This is a genomic window from Arthrobacter sp. P2b (assembly GCF_900168295.1).
Lineage (GTDB): Bacteria > Actinomycetota > Actinomycetes > Actinomycetales > Micrococcaceae > Arthrobacter.
The window spans coordinates 258,731-276,028 of sequence record NZ_FVZL01000002.1; the positions used below are offsets into that span (position 1 = coordinate 258,731).

Below are 17,298 nucleotides of genomic sequence, written 5' to 3' on the forward strand. Positions count from 1 at the left end.
GGTTATCGACTACCGGTAATAACGGTAGTCGATAATTCTGGGGGAAAAATGAAACTGGTCAGGCCTGCGGCGACAGATGCCAGGTGGAAGATGATTGTGTCCGGGACTGACGCGCTGCTGGTCATGATTTCTGTGGCCGCTGCCGCGGTCATCACCACAACATGGACGGTAGTGAGCATTCTGGGATCCTTTACCGGAGCGGCCACTGTCACTCTTCCCGTTACGACCGATAACCGGGTAGCGGATGGCTTGTCCCTGGGGGCAACCGGGCATGCTACTGCCCTCGAGGTAACCTTCCCCGTGCTTCCCTCCGGCCCGGCAGGGCTGCTGGCGTGGGCGGGGGCGTTAAACCAGGTGGTTGTCTTGGTAATTCTGGCCATCGTGTTCCTGCTGGCGTACCGGCTGCGCAGCCAGGTCCTGTTTACCCCGCGTTCGGGCTGGATCATTGGTTCCGGCGGTTTTGTCCTCATCGTCGTCGGGGCCATTGCCCAGTTCCTCGATGGGTTGGGCCGGAGCTTGCTTGCGGACCTGGCGGGAGCCAATGGGCGGATTCCGGGGGAGTCTGCCCATTTCTCGATGGAGTTCAGCGCGGTCCCGTTTATGCTGGGCACCGCCATGCTGCTTGTGGGCGGCGTGTTCCAGTTCGGCGGCCGGCTGCAGAAGGACATCGAGGGCCTGGTCTGATGCCGGCAGAGGAATCCTCGAACATCCACTGCCGGCTCGATGAACTGCTGGCGGACCGCGGAATGACCCTGACTGAGCTGAGTAAGCGGGTTGGCGTCAGCCTGGTGAATTTGTCCGTCCTGAAGAATGACCGGGCTAAAGCCATCCGGTTCTCAACCCTCACGGCCATCTGTGAGGTGCTGGACTGTAACGTAGGTGATCTATTGACCACCGCGCATCCGCGCCCGTGATTGCCCGCTCAGCTGCCATCCATCAGGAGCTTGATGGGAGGGGTGGTGATCGGCCCCGGGCAAGGCGGAGTGCCGCCGACCCTTGTCCAGATCAACTCGTTGTCCTGCTGAGCGAGCATGGGAACGGGTTGGCCTGCCGTCGGTTCCGGTTGTGAACACCCGTGTTCGTTGCACAGCTGGACGTCTCCATCGACCGCAGCCCTCTGTTCGGTTGGCTGTCACATGGTGCTGGTATGGTCCGGGCCATGGATGAACTTCTGGCAGCCCAGTCTGCGACCGCCAACGACTACTCGGACCGACGGGGCTTTGATGTGGACTTCTTAGGCGTGACCATTCCAATGCCGGGGTTGAAAAATGTGGAGTCGGTCCTGCTGCCATACACGCACTTCTCGGTGCTGATGCGCCCGGACAAACGCCTGGCCGCCGTCACAGGACTCGGGATCGACGGAGGCAAACTCAGGGACCTTGGCAGGTCCGGGATCCCGTGGCGCATGGATCCCAGGCTGAGTGAGGACCAGCAGACGGGGGAGAGAGTGTATGCCCGGAACGATATTGACCGCGGGCACCTGGTTCGTCGCGCGTCCGCGGTGTGGGGGGATACCCAGGCTGAGGCTGCCCGGGCGAACCATGACACATTCCAGTACACCAATGCGGCACCCCAGGCAGCCAAATTCAACCAGGGGCTGGAGCTGTGGCTGGGCATGGAATCCTATCTTTTGGAGCACGCGGCTGACCACCGCCGGCGACTGGTGGTGTTTACGGGACCGATCTTCAGCGACATCGATCCGGTCTACCGGGGCGTTGAGATTCCCCTGCGCTTCTTCAAGGTCGCCGTATTCGTCCATCAGGGGAATCCCGCAGCCACCGGGTACGTTGTGGACCAGTCTCCCGAGCTTGCGGACCTGCCGGACGTGCCGCGGCCTGGAGCCGTAGACGACGTTCCGCCATTGGGCCCTTTCCGGACCTTTCAAGTGCCGATCCGGGATATCGCAGAACTCACCGGCCTGGAGCTGGAGCAACTCGTGGAAGCGGACCGTATGCCGATCGCCGCCACCCTCGGCGAGGTCCGCGTCGGTTCCACCTGGCGCCTGCTGGCATCGCCGGAGGACCTTGACCTGGATTTCGACCTGCTGGGCGCAGGTGTGCCCTAAGCCTGGTTGTTCTTCCGGCGCCGCTCGTCGGCTTGCCCGATCCCGTCGCGATGCCGGTCCCGGTTGGTGAGGTCCGCGATAAACTCCGGGGATGGCGCGGTGGGATGGCGGGCGGTTGTCGGAGCAACAGGCCAGGCTCGCAGAAGGATGGCTCGGCGCCCCGGCGCTTATTGCCGACATGTCCTGGGGGCAACTCGACACAACCGTGCTTCACGTCAAGGCCGCCGGCACCACTGTGATTATCAAAGCTGCCGGGCCGGGAAACCATCACATCGGCAGGGAGATCACGGCTCACAGCTCCTACACGGGTCCGCTCCTCACCCGGAGCCGGGTGGGTGAAATGCTGCACGCAAGCCGAAGCTCCAACCTCTTGGTGCTCCAGTACCTCGAAGGGGGGAACTTGTCGAGGGTACGGAGGATGAACTGTCCCCAGGCATTCATGCTCAAGCAGGTGAATTGCTGAGGCTGATTCACAGCCAGGAGACCCGGGTTGACGAGCACTATGAGGCGCGGGCAACAGCGAAGGCCGCGGGCTGGCTGGAGCGCAAGCATCGGATCTCTCCAGCAGTGGAACAGCAGGCCCGTGAACGCCTGCGGAAGTATCAGCCGATGCCCATTCGCGTTGTTCCCACCCACGGAGACTGGCAGCCGCGGAACTGGATCAGCAACAACGGCAATCTTCGGGCTATAGACTTCGGCCGCTTCGATTTCCGACCCGCAGCTACGGACCTTTGCCGGTTGGCGGTGCAGCAGTGGCAGAAAAAGCCGGCGCTCGAGGAGGAGTTCCTGAACGGGTATGGTGACGATCCCCGTTCCGCCCCCGTGTGGCGAATTGACCTGCTGCGGGAAGCGATTGCTACATCCGTGTGGGCACACCGGATAGGGGATGAGGCATTCGAGGCGCAAGGACACAAAATGCTCGGCCAGGCACTGCAGCGCTTTTAGTTCGGGTAGCCCGCAGCCGGGGACGCGCACTGTGAGCAACGCCTCAATGGAGGTTGCCGACAAACACAAAAAAGCCCCGGAAAATCACTGATTTTCCGGGGCTTCCGTTTGTGCGCGGAGGGGGACTTGAACCCCCACCCCCTTTCGAGGACTAGCACCTCAAGCTAGCGCGTCTGCCATTCCGCCACCCGCGCAGGTGGTAATTCGGGGAACCGTTCACACCTTTCAGTGTTTCGCGCCTCTCCGAAGCAGCGAGAAAAACTCTAACACGACTTTCCGGGAACAACGAATCGGGCCAAGTGGGTAGGCTGAGGGCAGCGAATTCGCGCCTGCCAACCAGTCATTCCCTAATGAGGAGCTCCCAATGCCTGACGTCCTGCCCGAGGATGAAGTTGTCCGGATCTGCCAGGAACTCATCCGGATCGATACCTCGAACTACGGCGACGGCTCCGGGCCGGGGGAGCGGGCTGCTGCGGAATACGCTGCCGGACTGATTGAGGAAGTCGGCATGGAGGCGGAAATCTTCGAATCCGCCCCCGGCCGGGCAAATGTTGTGACCCGGATGGCCGGCGAGGATCCCTCCGCCAGTGCCCTGGTGGTGCACGGCCACCTGGACGTCGTGCCCGCCCTCCGCGACCAGTGGTCGGTGGACCCCTTCGGCGCTGAACTGAAGGACGGCCTCATTTGGGGCCGCGGCGCCGTCGACATGAAGGACATGGACGCCATGATCCTCTCCGTCCTGCGGAGCTTCGCCCGCTCGGGCAGGAAGCCCAAGCGGGACATCATCTTCGCTTTCTTCGCTGACGAGGAAGCCGGCGGCGCCTACGGAGCCCGCTACGCCGTCGACAAGCGCCCCGAACTGTTCGAAGGCGCCACCGAAGCCATCTCGGAGGTGGGAGGCTTCTCGGCCACCATCGGCGGCCAGCGCACGTATCTGCTGCAAACCGCCGAAAAGGGGATCTCCTGGCTCCGCCTCGTGGCCCACGGCCGGGCGGGCCACGGCTCCCAGATCAGCACGGACAACGCCGTCACCCGCCTCGCAGCCGCGGTGACCCGCATCGGCGAATACAAGTGGCCCATCGAACTCACGCCCACCACCCGGCAGTTCCTGGACGGCGTGACGGAACTCACGGGAGTGGAGTTCGACGCCGACAATCCGGACCGCCTGCTGGACCAGCTGGGCACGGTGTCGCGTTTCGTTGGCGCCACCCTGCAGAACACCACCAACCCCACGCTGCTCAAGGGCGGCTACAAGCACAACGTCATCCCCGAATCGGCGGAGGCCCTCATCGACTGCCGCACCCTTCCCGGGCAGCAGGAACACGTCCTCGAGATCGTGAGGGAACTCGCCGGCACCGGCGTGGACGTCAGCTACGTCCACCAGGATGTCTCCCTCGAGGTGCCGTTCGCCGGCAACCTGGTGGACTCCATGATCGACGCACTCCATTCCGAGGACCCGGGCGCCAAAGTCCTGCCCTACACCCTCTCCGGCGGGACGGACAACAAGTCACTCAGCCGGCTCGGGATCACAGGCTACGGATTCGCGCCGCTGATGCTGCCGGACGAACTGGACTTCACCGGAATGTTCCACGGCGTCGATGAGCGCGTCCCTGCCGACTCGCTCAAATTCGGCGCCAGGGTGCTGAACACCCTGCTTACCAACTACTGACAGGGGCGGGCATGACCCCCGAAGAGCTGCTCCCGGATTCCCTCCTGGAGCGGATCCGCAGCCGAGCTGCCGGCTACGACAGGGACAACACCTTCTTCCATGAGGACCTTCGGGAGTTGGCTGCCGCCGGCTACCTGAAGTTATTTGTTCCCACGTCCGACGGCGGCATGGGCTGTGGGCTCGAAGCGGCGGCGCAGTGCCAGCGGAGGCTGGCAACGGCCGCCCCGGCCACCGCCCTCGCCGTCAACATGCACCTGGTGTGGACCGGCGTCGCACAGGTTCTCGGCGCCCGCGGGGACCAGTCCTTGGACTTCGTCCTGGAGGAAGCGGCCAACGGGGAGATCTTCGCCTTCGGCAACTCCGAAGCGGGCAACGACTCTGTGCTCTTCGACTCCCGTACCACCGCAACGCCCTCACCCGACGGCGGGTACTCCTTCACCGGCACCAAAATCTTCACAAGCCTGTCTCCGGCCTGGACCCGTCTCGGGATCTTCGGGAAGGATCCCGAGGCCAGGGACGGTGACGGGGAACTGGTTCACGGGTTCATCACCCGGGACACGGCCGGCTGCCGCATCCTCGATGACTGGGACACCCTGGGCATGCGCGCCAGCCAGTCCTCCACAACGGTCCTCGAAGGCGTTCGGGTCCCGGCGGAACGGATCTTCCGCCAGCTCCCCGTCGGACCGAACCCTGATCCCCTGATTTTCGCCATCTTCGCCTGCTTCGAAACGCTCCTCGCCGCCGTCTATACCGGCCTGGGGGAGCGCGCCCTCGCCGTAGGCGTCGAAACCGTCAAGCGCCGCACCTCGTTCAAGAACGACGGACGCAGCTACGCGCAGGACCCGGACATCCGCTGGAAGGTTGCCGAGGCTGCCATGGCCATGGACAACCTGTACCCACAGCTCAAAACCGTAGCCTCCGACGTCGACGCACTGGCGGACCACGGCCCGCAGTGGTTCCCCAAACTCGTGGGACTGAAAGTCAACGCCACCGAAACGGCGCGGCGGGTAGTGGACCTGGCCATTCGGGTCAGCGGCGGATCGAGCTACTTCCGGGGATCCGAACTGGAAAGGCTCTACCGGGACGTCCTGGCGGGGATGTTCCACCCGTCCGACGACGAATCGGCCCACAACACCGTGGCGAACGCCTGGCTGGGTCCACTAGAGCCTTAGTCGATCCGCTGGACCGCCAATCCCTAGACGGTCCGCTGGACAGGCAATCCACTAGACGGTCCGCTGGACCGCCAATCCCTAGACGGTCCGCTGGACCTGCATCACCCGTCGGCGGAGCCAGAAACGCCGTCCGCCGCCCACATACAGCTTGCTGCGCTCCAGCTCCCACTTGCCGTACTCGGAGTGTTCCACCAGCCGGCGCCGCGCCTCGTGCAGTGAATCGTCAGGGCTTACCGTCAGTACGAGGTACTCGTACTGCCTCAAATAATCCCGTTCCCGCTGGACCGAGCTGGTGAGAAATTGTTCCTTCATTGCTCTCCATTTTCGTCCTTTTCCGGCTAACGTGAAGTCATGAGCATCGATCCGCGTGTCGCGCTTCAGTCCCTGACCACCGCTTTGGAAGAACACCTTATAGCAGCATCCAACCGCCGCGGAGATGGTGACCCCTCCGTGGAGGCAGCGTTTTTTGCCGTCGCAGACGCGTTCGAAGTGTACGAGGACGCGCTCTATGAGGCCTACAACGAGGTGACGCCGCTTCAGGTCTTTGATGACGAGGATGAAGAGGACGAAGAAAGCGGAGTGGACGACGACGAGGACCTGGAAATCGTCCAGGAATAGGACCGCGAATCTATTGCGGTGCTGACACATCCTCCAGCGCTCGGGCAATCTCGGGCGGCAACGGCGTCAGCTGGGCTTCGAGTATCTCCTTCAGCTGCACCGGCGTCCGCGGACCCACAATCACGGTGGCCACCCCGTGCTGGGACAGCAGCCAGCTGAGCGAGACGTCCTGCGGGGTCCGGCCGAGCCCTTTCGCTGCCATGCAGACTGCTTCGACCGTCCGCGAAGGCTTCTCGTCAAGGTAGGGCGACACGTAGGCGGACCCGGACGCGGATGCCCCACGGGACCCCGCCGGGATGCTGCCGCGGTACTTTCCGGTGAGCACCCCGCGGCCCAAGGGCCCCCACGCCATCAGGCCCAGGCCGGCATCCTCCACCGCCGGGATCAGCTCGGCTTCCGGCTTGCGCTGCAGAAATGAGTATTCGGCCTGCGCCGCCACCAGCGGGAACCCGGCGATCGCCGCTGCCTTGGCCGTTTGCCAGCCGTTGAAGTTGGACACGCCGGCGTATCGGGCCCGTCCCGTCCGGACGGCGAATTCCAGGGCGGACAAAGTTTCCTCCAGCGGAACATTGCCGTCCCAGGCCTGCGCGAACCAGATGTCCACGTAGTCCGTCCCGAGCCTGGCAAGGCTCGCATCCAGGCCGGTGAGCATCGCGTTACGCGAGGTGTCGACGGCGCGCCGGCCATCCGGCGTCGTCATTCCCGCCTTGGTGGAGATGGTCACCTCTGTCCGCGCCACCACGTCTCCCAACAGGGAACCCAACACCGCCTCGGCACGCCCGTCCGAGTATGAGGCAGCGGTGTCCACGTGCCGGCCGCCCGCGGTGAGGAAGGTGCGCAGCAGTTCCGATGCGTCCTGTTCATCGGTTTCGCCGGCCCAGTCCATGGTCCCAAGTGAGAGGGATGAAACTCGCAATCCACTGTTGCCGACGTAACGCTGCTGCATAGCAGCAAGCTTACGGGCAGAACCCCTGCTGCCCATGACGTAGGGTCTTAGCGTGAACTGGTTTGAGGCGGCCCTGCTGGGCCTAGTGCAGGGACTGACCGAATTTCTTCCGATTTCATCAAGTGCGCATCTGCGGATCGTGGGGCAATTCCTGCCCAACGCCGCCGACCCGGGGGCCGCTTTTACCGCCATCACCCAACTGGGCACCGAGACTGCCGTGCTGATCTATTTCTGGCGGGACATCGTCCGGATCGTCAAGGCCTGGGCCGGTTCACTCAGCGGAAAAGTGCCGCGCCAGGATCCTGACGCCCGGATGGGCTGGCTGGTCATCATGGGAAGCCTGCCGATCATCGTCCTGGGACTGCTGTTCCAGGACCAGATCGAGTCCGTCCTCCGCAGCATGTGGATCGTGGCCACCATGCTGATCGTCTTCGGCCTGTTCCTCGCCGTCGCCGATGCCGTCGGCAAGCAGAAACGCGACCTCAACATGCTGACGTACAAGCACGGCATCCTGTACGGCTTCGCCCAGGCCATGGCCCTGATTCCCGGCGTCTCCCGCTCCGGCGGCACCATCACAGCCGGCCTCCTCATGGGCTACACCCGCGAGGCTGCGGCACGCTACTCCTTCCTGCTCGCCATCCCCGCGGTGTTCGGCAGCGGGCTGTTCCAGCTGTACAAGGTGGTGTCCAAGGACGGCATCACGGGCCCGTACGGCCTGGCGGAAACCGCATTGGCCACCGCCATCGCGCTGGTGGTGGGCTACGTCATCATCGGCTGGTTCCTGAAGTTCGTGTCCACCCGCAGCTACCGGCTGTTCGTCTGGTACCGGATCTTCCTGGGCCTCGCCCTGTACCTGCTTCTCGGTTTCGGTGTCATCAGCGCCTAGCACTAGGCTTGGTCTGTGAAATCCTGGACTTCCCGCCCCGTTCCTGCCCTGCCCGGAAACATGCCTGCCATCCGGTTGTTCGACACCGCGGCAGGCCGTGTGGTGGAGCTGGAGGCCGAAACGGCGCCCTCCATGTACGTCTGCGGGATCACCCCGTACGACGCAACACACATGGGCCATGCGGCCAGCTATGTGGCATTTGACCTCCTGAACAGGGCGTGGCGGGACGCCGGCCAGGACGTCTCCTACGTCCAAAATGTGACAGACGTGGACGACCCGCTCCTGGAACGCGCTTCCGCCACCGGCGTCGACTGGCAGGACCTGGCCGCCAGCCAGATTGAGCTCTTCCACACGGACATGGAGGCGCTGAATGTCCTTTCCCCGGACCGTTACGTGGGTGCCGTTGAATCCATCGGGCTGATCGTTCCCGAGGTGGAACGCCTGGTCAGCCTCGGGTTGGCTTACAAGGTGCAGGGCAGCAACGGTGATCCGGACGGGGATGTCTATTACGACGTCGAGGCCGCAGGCAAGCAGTCCGTCTCTCCGGAAGCGTGGACCCTGGGCAGCATTTCCGGGCTGGGCGAAAGTGACATGCTGGAGCTTTTCGCAGAACGCGGCGGCGACCCCGGGCGGGCCGGAAAGCGCCAGGCGCTGGATCCGCTGCTGTGGCGGGTGGAGCGCGAAGGCGAGCCGAGCTGGCCCGGCGGAAGCCTGGGGCCCGGCAGGCCCGGCTGGCACATCGAATGTACCGTCATCGCGCAGAAGTACCTGCCCTCGCCGTTCACCGTCCAGGGCGGCGGCTCCGACCTGATCTTCCCGCACCACGAGATGGGCGCCGGGCACGCGTTTTCACTGGCAGGGGTGCCGCTTGCCAGGCACTACGCCCACGCGGGCATGGTGGGGCTGGACGGCGAAAAGATGAGCAAGTCCAAGGGCAACCTGGTGCTCGTCTCCAAGCTGCGGGCGGCAGGGGAGGATCCCGCCGCTATCCGGCTTGCCATCCTTACCCACCATTACCGCTCCGACTGGTCCTGGACGGATGAAGGTTTCGCGGCCGCCAAGGCTGACCTCACGGCATGGCGGCGGGCACTTGACCACACCCCTGCAGGCTCCGCCGGGCCGCTGATCGCAGAGATGCGGGCGGCGCTTGCCGCGGACCTCGACGCTCCCGGGGCGGTTGCGGCTGTCTCCCGCTGGGCACGGCAGGCGAACGACGGCGGCGCTGCCGCCAGCGCCGAGGACCAGGCCTTGGTCAAGGACGCGGTGGACGCGCTCCTGGGCATCCGCCTCTGACCTTTCCGTTCCCGGCCTTACCGGCCGGGAACGGGTGTGGCCCAGCCCGGCTCAGGGCCTGTCCTGGCCCCGCCGCTTCAGATAGCGTTCAAACTCACGCGCAATGGACTCGCCCGTGGCTTCCGGCAGGTCGGCGGTGTCCTTGGCTTCCTCCAGTTGCCGGACATACGCCGCGATCTCCGGGTCCTCGGTGGCCAACTCGTCCACGCCGCGCTCCCAGGCGTCCGCTTCCTCCGCCAGTTCGTGGGTGTCCAGCGGGACCTGCAGCAGCTCCTCTATCCGGTGCAGAAGGGCCAGCTGGGCCTTGGGTGACGGCGCCTGCGCCACATAGTGCGGAACGGCGGCCCACAGCGAGACCGTGGGGAGCCCGGCCAGCAGGGCAACTTCGGACAGGACACCCACGATGCCCACCGGGCCTTCATACTGCGAAGCTTCCAGGTTCATGCGCTCCCGCAGCGGGGCGTCATCGGACGACGTGCTCACCGGAATCGGCCTGCTGTGCGGAACATCAGCGAGCAGCGCCCCCACCAGCACCACGTAATCCACGTTCAGGGCTTCCGCGTGCACCAACAACTCGGCGGTGTAAGCACGCCATTTATAGGACGGCTCGGTGCCCTGGACAAAGATCACGTCCACGTTGGAGTCCGGCGCGCTGGCCTTGTAAATCCTCGTGGAGGGCCACTTGATCTTCCGTTCGCCGGCGGCATTCCTGCGGACAGTGGGCCGGGTGAACTGAAAGTCGTAGTACTCGTCGGCGTCTATAGACGCTACTTTCTTGCCGCCCCACAGCTTGTTCAGGTACCGCAGCGAATCGCTCGCCGCTTCGCCGGCGTCGTTCCAGCCTTCAAAGGCGGCAAGCATCACAGTTACCCGCTGTCCGTCAGCCACTGGCTGCAGGAACCGTTCCCGCTCGGGTCCGGCACCCGGTTCGGTGGTGTCTCCCTCGAAGCTATTCATTTCTTCACCCTACGTCCAAGGACGTTCCCAGTGCATGGAATGAAGCGCCGCAAAATGCGCGGAAGCCGGGGCCGGCAGCAGGAATTGGGCCCGGATTCGCCAAGGGCGTAGCCCACAGGAGGCGTCCAGCATGTCCCCGTAGACTTGGGAGCATGCAATCGCCAGCTTCCAGTACCCCGCTCAAAGCCGTCCTCTGGGATATGGACGGCACCATCGTGGACACCGAGCCCTACTGGATCGCCGCCGAACGTGCGCTGGTGGAAGCCTACGGAGGAACGTGGTCCCACGAGCAGGCCATGCAGCTGGTAGGCCAGTCCCTGACATTTTCCGCGGGGCTCCTCCAGCAGGCAGGCGTCGGCCTGGAAATACGCCAGATCATCGACACCCTCACAGCAGCGGTCATCAACAGCGTCCAGCAGCAGGTGCCATGGCGGCCCGGTGCCCGCGAACTGCTCGAAGATCTTCACCTCGCCGGGGTGCGCTGCGCCCTGGTCACCATGTCCGAGGGTCCGCTCGCACGGCAGGTGGTTGCCAGCCTTCCCCGCCCGCACTTCGAAATCCTGGTCACCGGCGACACTGTCTCCCAGGGCAAACCGCACCCGGAGGCATACCTGGCAGCCGTGGAGCGGCTGAGGGAGACTGATCCGGACCTGGACATCGAGCACTGCGTCGCACTGGAAGACTCCGCGCCAGGCGTGGCAGCCGCCGTCGCCTCCGGCGTGGCCACCGTCGCAATACCCCACATTGTTCCGCTGCCCCAGAATGGCCGCTACACCCTGTGGGACTCGCTGGCCGGCCGCACCGTGGCCGACCTTGAATCCCTGCTCGCGGACCGCCCGGCGTCCGGTTCACAGCAGGCAGAAGCCGCTTCCGCCGTCGGGACTTCACGTGACTGAAACCCGCGCTCCGGCCCGCCGCGAAGGCATTCCCCTCGGCAGGATCGCCGGGGTTCCGGTGGTGCTCGCCTATTCGTGGTTCATCATTGCCGCTTTCACCGTGATCGTTTACGGACCGGTGCTTGACCGGAGCAACCCCGCCCTCGGCGCTACGGCGTACGTGGTGGCGTTCGCCTACGCGGTCCTGCTGCTGATTTCCGTCCTGGTCCACGAACTCGCCCATGCGCTGACCGCCAAGATCTACGGGTGGCCCACCCAAAAAATCGTGCTCAACCTCTGGGGCGGCCACACCCAGTTCGAAAGCTTCACCGCTTCACCGGGACGATCCGTCCTGGTGGCGCTGGCGGGTCCGGCAGCAAACTTTGTCCTGGCCGGAGGCGCCTGGCTTGCCCTCAGCACTGACAGCATGGGCAGCGTGGCCGAAATCCTCACGAACATCTTTATGTGGGCCAACTTCCTGATCGCGGTCTTCAACGTGCTTCCCGGCCTGCCGCTCGACGGCGGACGGCTGGTTGAGTCGGCCGTGTGGAAGGCCACCGGGAGCCAGGCAAAGGGAACAGTCGCGGCCGGCTGGGGCGGCCGGATCATCGTTGTCGCAATATGCGCCTGGTTCATCCTCAGGCCACTCCTCGCCGGGGACGAGCCTGATTTCAGCCTGGTCATCATCACCGTCCTCGTCAGCGGATTCCTCTGGATGGGGGCCTCCGCGTCCATCCAGCAGGGAACGCTGCGCGGCCGGCTGCCCCTGGTGACTGCGGCGGGGTTGGCGACGCCCGCCGTCGGACTTCCGTCCACTGCTTCAGTGCAGGAAGCCCTCCGCCACGGTGCAGCCGGAACCACCTCCCTCGTCGTCTACGGGCCTGATGGGCGGCCCCAGGGCGTGGTGGATCCCGCAGCGCTGGCCTCCGTGCCGCCCACCGCAGCAGAGTCCACCCCCGTCACGGCAGTCTCCTTTGCCCTGGCTCCGGGCGCCTACGTCCCCGAATGGTCGAAGGGACAGGAGCTGATCACCTTCCTGTCCCAGCTCGAGGGGCGCCACTACGCTGTGGTGGACCACAACGGCAGGGTGACCGGGCTGCTCTCCCAGGACGCGGTAGTTGCTGCCATCACCGGAAAGCGGCAGCGGACCGATAAGCGCCCCCAGGGCCAGAACCGGTAGAGTTACGTGCCGGTGTGCATTGCCGCCGCAGAAGCCACAATGTCTGTACCAGGACATCCATGCGTTGGCACCCCAGGTTTACAGGAGCGAGGAACATCATGAGCAGCGAAACTGCCGTCAATGAAGCAACGGCAGCAGCCCAGGCCGGTGCTGCCCCCGGCAGCTCGCAGCCGGTGGGAGCTGCCCGGCGCCGGGGACCCTTCCGGGAGGGTGAGCGCGTCCAGCTGACCGACGAACGCGGGCGCATGAACACCATCACCCTCGAGCGGGGCGGAGCCTTCCATACCCACCGCGGCTTCCTGAACCACGATGAAATCATCGGCAAGGTAGATGGGTCCGTGGTGGTCAACAACGTAGGCCAGCAATACCAGACCCTGCGCCCCCTGCTTTCAGACTTCGTCCTCTCCATGCCGCGTGGCGCCGCCGTCGTCTACCCCAAGGATGCCGGCCAGATCGTGACGATGGCTGACATTTTCCCGGGCGCACGCGTCGTGGAAGCCGGTGTGGGTTCCGGCGCCCTCTCCATCTCCCTGCTCCGCGCCGTCGGCGACCAGGGCTACCTGCACTCCTTTGAACGGCGAGAAGAGTTCGCGGACATCGCGCGCGGAAACGTGGAAACGATTTTCGGCGGCCCGCACCCGGCCTGGCAGATCTCCCTGGGCGATTTCCAGGAAGAGGTTGTCCGCAGCGAGGCACCCGGCTCGGTGGACCGCGTGGTCCTGGACATGCTGGCACCGTGGGAATGCCTCGACGCCGTGGCCACCGTCCTGGCGCCGGGCGGCGTCTGGATCAACTACGTCGCCACCGTCACCCAGCTCTCACGGACGGCGGAAGCCATCCGGGCCGACGGCCGGTTCACCGAACCCGACGCCTGGGAGTCCATGGTCCGCGGCTGGCACCTTGAAGGACTCGCGGTCCGTCCGGACCACCGGATGGTGGCCCACACCGGATTCCTCCTTGTGACACGCAGGCTGGCTGACGGTGTCACCGGAATTTCGGTAAAGCGCCGCCCCTCCAAGACGGAATTCAACGAAGAGGACGTCAACGCCTGGACCCCGGGGGCCGTGGGGGAGCGGCTTGTGTCCGACAAGAAGCTGCGGCGCGCCGCACGCGACGCCATCGCCGGCACCAACGTCAAGGACGCGCCGGAGATCACGAACTAGTCCAGATTTCGGGAGTCTCCATCCCTACCTGCCATCTTGGGGCTAATGTCTTAATAGAAGCGCAGGAAGGGGCTGATACACATGGAGACTCCAAACCAGGACTCCGGACGTACACCGGCAGAGCACTCTGCCGCCAATGACCTCTCGGTTGCCGACCGCCAGGTCAACATCCTCCGGGACAAGCTCAGGCATATCGACCGCCAGTTGGCTGCGGCAACGCAGAACAACACCAAGCTGGTCAGCATGCTGGAGACCGCGAAAGCCGAGATTCTCAGGCTCAAGAACGCGTTGGACCAGGAAGGACAGCCGCCGTACAGCTTCGGCACCATCCTCCAGCTGAACCCCAAACGGCCGCCCTCTCCGGGCAGTAGCGGGCAGGCGGCCACGGAGGAATCCGTGGACATCTTTAACGCGGGCCGGAAAATGCGCGTGGGCATCAGCCCGCTGGTCAACATCAACCAGCTGGCCGTGGGCCAGGAAGTCCTGCTCAACGAGGCGTTGCTCATCGTGGCCGGGCTCGGCTACGAGCGGGCCGGCGAGCTTGCCACGCTGAAGGAGATGCTCGGCGCCGACCGCGCACTGGTTGTTGGACGGGCCGACGAAGAGCGCGTGGTCCGGCTCTCCGGAGCCCTCCTCACTGAAAAGCTCCGCGTAGGGGACGCCCTGTCCATCGATTCGCGGACGGGCTACGCCCTGGAAAAGGTCCCCCGCTCCGAGGTGGAGAACCTGGTCCTGGAAGAAGTCCCGGACATCACCTACGAGGACATCGGAGGCCTGGGGCCGCAGATCGAGCAGATCCGCGACGCCGTCGAATTGCCGTTCCTCCATCCTGACCTTTACCGGGAACACGGTCTCAAGGCGCCCAAGGGCATCCTGTTGTACGGCCCTCCCGGCTGCGGCAAGACCCTCATCGCCAAGGCAGTGGCCAATTCGCTCGCGGCCCGCGCCGCCGAACGTTCCGGCAACGTGGACCTCAAGAGCTATTTCCTGAACATCAAGGGCCCCGAACTCCTCGACAAGTATGTGGGTGAGACAGAGCGCCACATCCGGCTGATCTTCTCCCGTGCCAGGGAAAAGGCATCCGACGGCAGCCCCGTGGTGGTGTTCTTCGACGAAATGGATTCCCTGTTCCGCACCCGCGGCACCGGCATCTCCTCCGACGTCGAGACAACCATCGTGCCCCAGCTGCTCAGCGAGATTGACGGCGTGGAGCGCCTCGACAACGTGATCGTTATCGGTGCCTCCAACCGCGAGGACATGATCGACCCCGCGATCCTCCGCCCCGGCCGGCTGGACGTCAAAGTCAAGATCCACCGTCCGGATGCCGAAGCGGCAGCGGACATCTTCAACAAATACATCACTCCGGACCTTCCGTTCCACGAGTCCGACCTCGCAGAGCACGACGGCGATGTCCAGGCCACCGTGGACGCCATGGTCCAGCGCACTGTGGAAGCGATGTATTCCACGGACAAGTCGAACGAGTTCCTGGAAGTCACCTACGCCAACGGTGACACCGAGATGCTGTACTTCAAGGACTTCAACTCCGGCGCCGTGGTCCAGAACGTGGTGGACCGGGCCAAGAAGTACGCCATCAAGGACCTCCTGACCACGCAGCAGAAGGGGCTCCGGATCGAGCACCTGCTGCGGGCCGTGGTGGATGAGTTCCGCGAACACGAAGACATGCCCAACACCACCAATCCCGATGACTGGGCCCGTATCTCCGGCAAGAAGGGCGAACGGATCACCTACATCCGTACCATCGTCCAGGGCAAGGCCGGCCAGGAGCCCGGCAAGTCCATCGAAACCATGCCCACCACGGGACAGTATCTATGACCGCTGCACCGGAGCCCGCCGCCGGGGGATCACTTCCGGCCGGCGGGGCCATGCGGGTGATGGGCGCCGAAACCGAGTACGGCATCCACGCCCCCTCCGCCCCCTCGGCCAACGCGACCATGATGAGTGCCCGGGTGGTCCAGGCCTATGCCCAGGTCACCCGGCAGCGCGCCGCCGGAGGAGCTGAAACCCGCTGGGACTACACGGACGAAGAGCCGCTGCACGACGCCCGTGGATGGACGGTGGACCGGGGCTCGGCACATCCGAGCCAGCTGACAGACCAGCCGCCGGTACTGGACGCGGAAGCCGTTGCCCTGGCGTACGGCCGGGAGGAACTCGAGCTCGACGGGCAGGACGAATCCGGCACACTCCTGATGAACATGGTCCTCGGCAACGGGGCGCGGCTGTATGTGGACCACGCCCATCCCGAGTACTCCAGCCCGGAAGTCACCAACCCGCGTGATGCTGTCATCTGGGACGCCGCCGGCGACCTTGTGGGCCTGGCAGCGGTACGGCGGCTGGCGTCGGACCCCGACCTTCCGCCCGTCAACCTCTACAAAAACAACACGGACAACAAGTCCGTGTCCTACGGCTCCCACGAGAACTACCTCATGCCGCGCTCGGTCCCGTTCGGCGACATTGTGCGCGGCCTGACGCCGTTCTTCGTGACCCGCCAGATCATCTGCGGCGCGGGACGGCTGGGGATCGGACAGGACAGCTCGGGGCCCGGGTACCAGATCAGCCAGCGGGCAGACTTTTTCGAAGCCGAAGTGGGGCTGGAAACAACCATCCGCCGGCCCATCATCAATACCAGGGACGAGCCGCACGCCACCGCGGACAAGTACCGGCGCCTGCACGTCATCATCGGTGACGCCAACCTCAGCCAGGTGTCCAACTACCTGAAGTTCGGGACCACGGCCATGGTCCTCAGCCTCATCGAGGCGGGACTGGCGCCGAAGGTCGAGGTGTACGAACCTGTCCAGGCGCTCCAGGCAGTCAGCCACGACACATCCCTGACGGCCACACTGCGGCTGCTCGACGGCCGGCGGGTCACGGCCCTTGACCTGCAATGGATGTACCACGAGGCCGCAGCCAAGCTCGCACAGGACTCCGGAGTGGGTGACGCCGTGGACGGCGACGGACACACGCACGATGTCCTGGACCGGTGGGCAACCGTCCTTACCCAGCTGGACAGCGACAGGGCCGCGGCGTCCAGTTCGGTGGAATGGCTCGCCAAGCTCTCCCTCCTGGACGGGTACCGCCAGCGGGACGGCCTGGAATGGAACGACGCCAGGCTGGGCCTCGTTGACCTGCAGTGGGCTGACATCCGGCCGGAAAAAGGCCTGTATTACCGCTTCCTGGCCCGGAACCGGATGCAAAGGATCGTCGACGACGCCGCCATCGCTGCCGCCGTCGGGGAACCGCCGCCGGACACCCGCGCGTTCTTCCGCGGCAAGTGCATCAGCAGCTTCGGCAAGGATGTGGTGGGCGCGAGCTGGGACTCGGTCATCTTCGACGTACCCGGCTACGGGCGCCTGCAGCGCGTCCCCACACGGGAGCCGCTGCGCGGAACCAAAGCACTGACGGGAGCGTTGTTCCAGCGCTACCGGGAAGCGGGTCCGTTCCTCGCGGAACTCCTGGGACACAACAACGCTCCGCCTGCGGCGTAAACCGCGCCGGACGGCCGCTGCCGTGG

Annotated in this window: 18 protein-coding genes and 1 tRNA gene; 15 read left to right on the forward strand and 4 right to left on the reverse strand. The window is 65.0% G+C overall.

The genetic code is table 11. The annotated features are described in order from the left end of the window. Positions 1–48: 48 nt before the first annotated feature. The 5 genes from B5520_RS05770 (at position 49) to B5520_RS22985 (ending at position 3,010) form a co-directional block, all read left to right on the forward strand. Entirely contained in the window at positions 49–684 is a 636-nt protein-coding gene (locus B5520_RS05770; RefSeq protein ID WP_079596118.1) for a hypothetical protein, read from the forward strand. Next, on the forward strand, positions 684–914 hold the full coding sequence (locus B5520_RS05775; protein ID WP_079596119.1) for a helix-turn-helix domain-containing protein: 231 nt from the start codon (positions 684–686) through the stop codon (positions 912–914). Before B5520_RS05770 ends, B5520_RS05775 begins: the two co-directional genes overlap by 1 nt. 245 nt (positions 915–1,159) lie before the next feature. Continuing rightward, a complete protein-coding gene (locus B5520_RS05780; protein ID WP_079596404.1) occupies positions 1,160–2,065 on the forward strand; it encodes a DNA/RNA non-specific endonuclease in 906 nt (301 codons plus the stop codon). 91 nt (positions 2,066–2,156) lie between these two features. After that, positions 2,157–2,528, forward strand: coding sequence for a hypothetical protein (locus B5520_RS22980; protein ID WP_254865482.1), 372 nt, complete (start codon positions 2,157–2,159; stop codon positions 2,526–2,528). Beyond that, on the forward strand, positions 2,522–3,010 hold the full coding sequence (locus B5520_RS22985) for a phosphotransferase family protein (RefSeq protein ID WP_254865483.1): 489 nt from the start codon (positions 2,522–2,524) through the stop codon (positions 3,008–3,010). The genes B5520_RS22980 and B5520_RS22985 overlap by 7 nt, the downstream gene beginning before the upstream one ends. 111 nt (positions 3,011–3,121) lie before the next feature. Here B5520_RS22985 and B5520_RS05790 read toward each other — a convergent pair. Continuing rightward, positions 3,122–3,204: transfer RNA gene (locus B5520_RS05790), tRNA-Leu, on the reverse strand. Positions 3,205–3,374: 170 nt separating this feature from the next. On the opposite strand from B5520_RS05790, the gene B5520_RS05795 reads away from it, so the two are divergent. Together B5520_RS05795 and B5520_RS05800 are read left to right on the forward strand one after the other, a co-directional pair. Continuing rightward, a complete protein-coding gene (locus tag B5520_RS05795) occupies positions 3,375–4,679 on the forward strand; it encodes a M20/M25/M40 family metallo-hydrolase (RefSeq protein WP_079596120.1) in 1,305 nt (434 codons plus the stop codon). A gap of 11 nt (positions 4,680–4,690) precedes the next feature. Next, positions 4,691–5,851 carry an acyl-CoA dehydrogenase family protein gene (locus B5520_RS05800; protein ID WP_079596121.1) on the forward strand — a complete coding sequence of 387 codons (1,161 nt, stop codon included), beginning with the start codon at positions 4,691–4,693 and terminating at the stop codon, positions 5,849–5,851. Between the two features lie 78 nt (positions 5,852–5,929). Here B5520_RS05800 and B5520_RS05805 read toward each other — a convergent pair whose 3' ends face one another. After that, complete coding sequence (locus B5520_RS05805; RefSeq protein WP_013600973.1) at positions 5,930–6,163, reverse strand: DUF5703 family protein; 234 nt, start codon at positions 6,161–6,163, stop codon at positions 5,930–5,932. A gap of 39 nt (positions 6,164–6,202) precedes the next feature. Between B5520_RS05805 and B5520_RS05810 the strand changes: the two genes are divergently transcribed. After that, positions 6,203–6,469, forward strand: coding sequence for a hypothetical protein (locus tag B5520_RS05810; protein ID WP_079596122.1), 267 nt, complete (start codon positions 6,203–6,205; stop codon positions 6,467–6,469). 10 nt (positions 6,470–6,479) lie between these two features. Here the strand turns inward: B5520_RS05810 and B5520_RS05815 are convergent, their stop codons facing one another. Further along, a complete protein-coding gene (locus B5520_RS05815) occupies positions 6,480–7,415 on the reverse strand; it encodes an aldo/keto reductase (protein ID WP_079596123.1) in 936 nt (311 codons plus the stop codon). A gap of 52 nt (positions 7,416–7,467) precedes the next feature. On the opposite strand from B5520_RS05815, the gene B5520_RS05820 reads away from it, so the two are divergent. Beyond that, on the forward strand, positions 7,468–8,301 hold the full coding sequence (locus B5520_RS05820; protein ID WP_079596124.1) for an undecaprenyl-diphosphate phosphatase: 834 nt from the start codon (positions 7,468–7,470) through the stop codon (positions 8,299–8,301). 15 nt (positions 8,302–8,316) lie between these two features. After that, the gene (mshC, locus tag B5520_RS05825; RefSeq protein ID WP_079596125.1) at positions 8,317–9,594 is read left to right on the forward strand and encodes a cysteine--1-D-myo-inosityl 2-amino-2-deoxy-alpha-D-glucopyranoside ligase; all 1,278 of its coding nucleotides are present in this window, start codon (positions 8,317–8,319) and stop codon (positions 9,592–9,594) included. A 51-nt stretch (positions 9,595–9,645) separates the two neighbouring features. Here mshC and B5520_RS05830 read toward each other — a convergent pair whose 3' ends face one another. Then, positions 9,646–10,551, reverse strand: a complete 906-nt coding sequence (locus B5520_RS05830) for a PAC2 family protein (protein WP_079596126.1) — start codon at positions 10,549–10,551, stop codon at positions 9,646–9,648. Between the two features lie 152 nt (positions 10,552–10,703). Here B5520_RS05830 and B5520_RS05835 point away from each other — a divergent pair, with 152 nt between their 5' ends. From B5520_RS05835 to dop, 5 genes are all read left to right on the forward strand, one after another. Beyond that, positions 10,704–11,447 carry an HAD family hydrolase gene (locus B5520_RS05835; RefSeq protein WP_079596127.1) on the forward strand — a complete coding sequence of 248 codons (744 nt, stop codon included), beginning with the start codon at positions 10,704–10,706 and terminating at the stop codon, positions 11,445–11,447. Further along, on the forward strand, positions 11,440–12,606 hold the full coding sequence (locus tag B5520_RS05840) for a site-2 protease family protein (RefSeq protein WP_079596128.1): 1,167 nt from the start codon (positions 11,440–11,442) through the stop codon (positions 12,604–12,606). The genes B5520_RS05835 and B5520_RS05840 overlap by 8 nt, the downstream gene beginning before the upstream one ends. Positions 12,607–12,704: 98 nt before the next feature. Beyond that, entirely contained in the window at positions 12,705–13,769 is a 1,065-nt protein-coding gene (locus tag B5520_RS05845; protein WP_079596129.1) for a tRNA (adenine-N1)-methyltransferase, read from the forward strand. 81 nt (positions 13,770–13,850) lie between these two features. Continuing rightward, positions 13,851–15,602, forward strand: a complete 1,752-nt coding sequence (gene arc, locus B5520_RS05850) for a proteasome ATPase (protein ID WP_079596130.1) — start codon at positions 13,851–13,853, stop codon at positions 15,600–15,602. Next, a complete protein-coding gene (gene dop / locus B5520_RS05855) occupies positions 15,599–17,272 on the forward strand; it encodes a depupylase/deamidase Dop (protein ID WP_079596131.1) in 1,674 nt (557 codons plus the stop codon). Before arc ends, dop begins: the two co-directional genes overlap by 4 nt. Positions 17,273–17,298 lie beyond the last annotated feature (26 nt).

Excerpts from the sequence above, each read along its gene's own strand:
- B5520_RS05845 (WP_079596129.1), top strand. The coding sequence starts at position 12,705 with ATGAGCAGCGAAACTGCCGTCAATGAAGCAACGGCAGCAGCCCAGGCC.
- dop (WP_079596131.1), top strand. The coding sequence starts at position 15,599 with ATGACCGCTGCACCGGAGCCCGCCGCCGGGGGATCACTTCCGGCCGGC.
- B5520_RS05770 (WP_079596118.1), top strand. The coding sequence starts at position 49 with ATGAAACTGGTCAGGCCTGCGGCGACAGATGCCAGGTGGAAGATGATT.
- B5520_RS05775 (WP_079596119.1), top strand. The coding sequence starts at position 684 with ATGCCGGCAGAGGAATCCTCGAACATCCACTGCCGGCTCGATGAACTG.
- arc (WP_079596130.1), top strand. The coding sequence starts at position 13,851 with ATGGAGACTCCAAACCAGGACTCCGGACGTACACCGGCAGAGCACTCT.
- B5520_RS05835 (WP_079596127.1), top strand. The coding sequence starts at position 10,704 with ATGCAATCGCCAGCTTCCAGTACCCCGCTCAAAGCCGTCCTCTGGGAT.
- B5520_RS05805 (WP_013600973.1), bottom strand. The coding sequence starts at position 6,163 with ATGAAGGAACAATTTCTCACCAGCTCGGTCCAGCGGGAACGGGATTAT.
- B5520_RS05800 (WP_079596121.1), top strand. The coding sequence starts at position 4,691 with ATGACCCCCGAAGAGCTGCTCCCGGATTCCCTCCTGGAGCGGATCCGC.
- B5520_RS05810 (WP_079596122.1), top strand. The coding sequence starts at position 6,203 with ATGAGCATCGATCCGCGTGTCGCGCTTCAGTCCCTGACCACCGCTTTG.
- B5520_RS05795 (WP_079596120.1), top strand. The coding sequence starts at position 3,375 with ATGCCTGACGTCCTGCCCGAGGATGAAGTTGTCCGGATCTGCCAGGAA.
- B5520_RS05830 (WP_079596126.1), bottom strand. The coding sequence starts at position 10,551 with ATGAATAGCTTCGAGGGAGACACCACCGAACCGGGTGCCGGACCCGAG.
- B5520_RS05815 (WP_079596123.1), bottom strand. The coding sequence starts at position 7,415 with ATGCAGCAGCGTTACGTCGGCAACAGTGGATTGCGAGTTTCATCCCTC.
- B5520_RS05780 (WP_079596404.1), top strand. The coding sequence starts at position 1,160 with ATGGATGAACTTCTGGCAGCCCAGTCTGCGACCGCCAACGACTACTCG.
- B5520_RS22980 (WP_254865482.1), top strand. The coding sequence starts at position 2,157 with ATGGCGCGGTGGGATGGCGGGCGGTTGTCGGAGCAACAGGCCAGGCTC.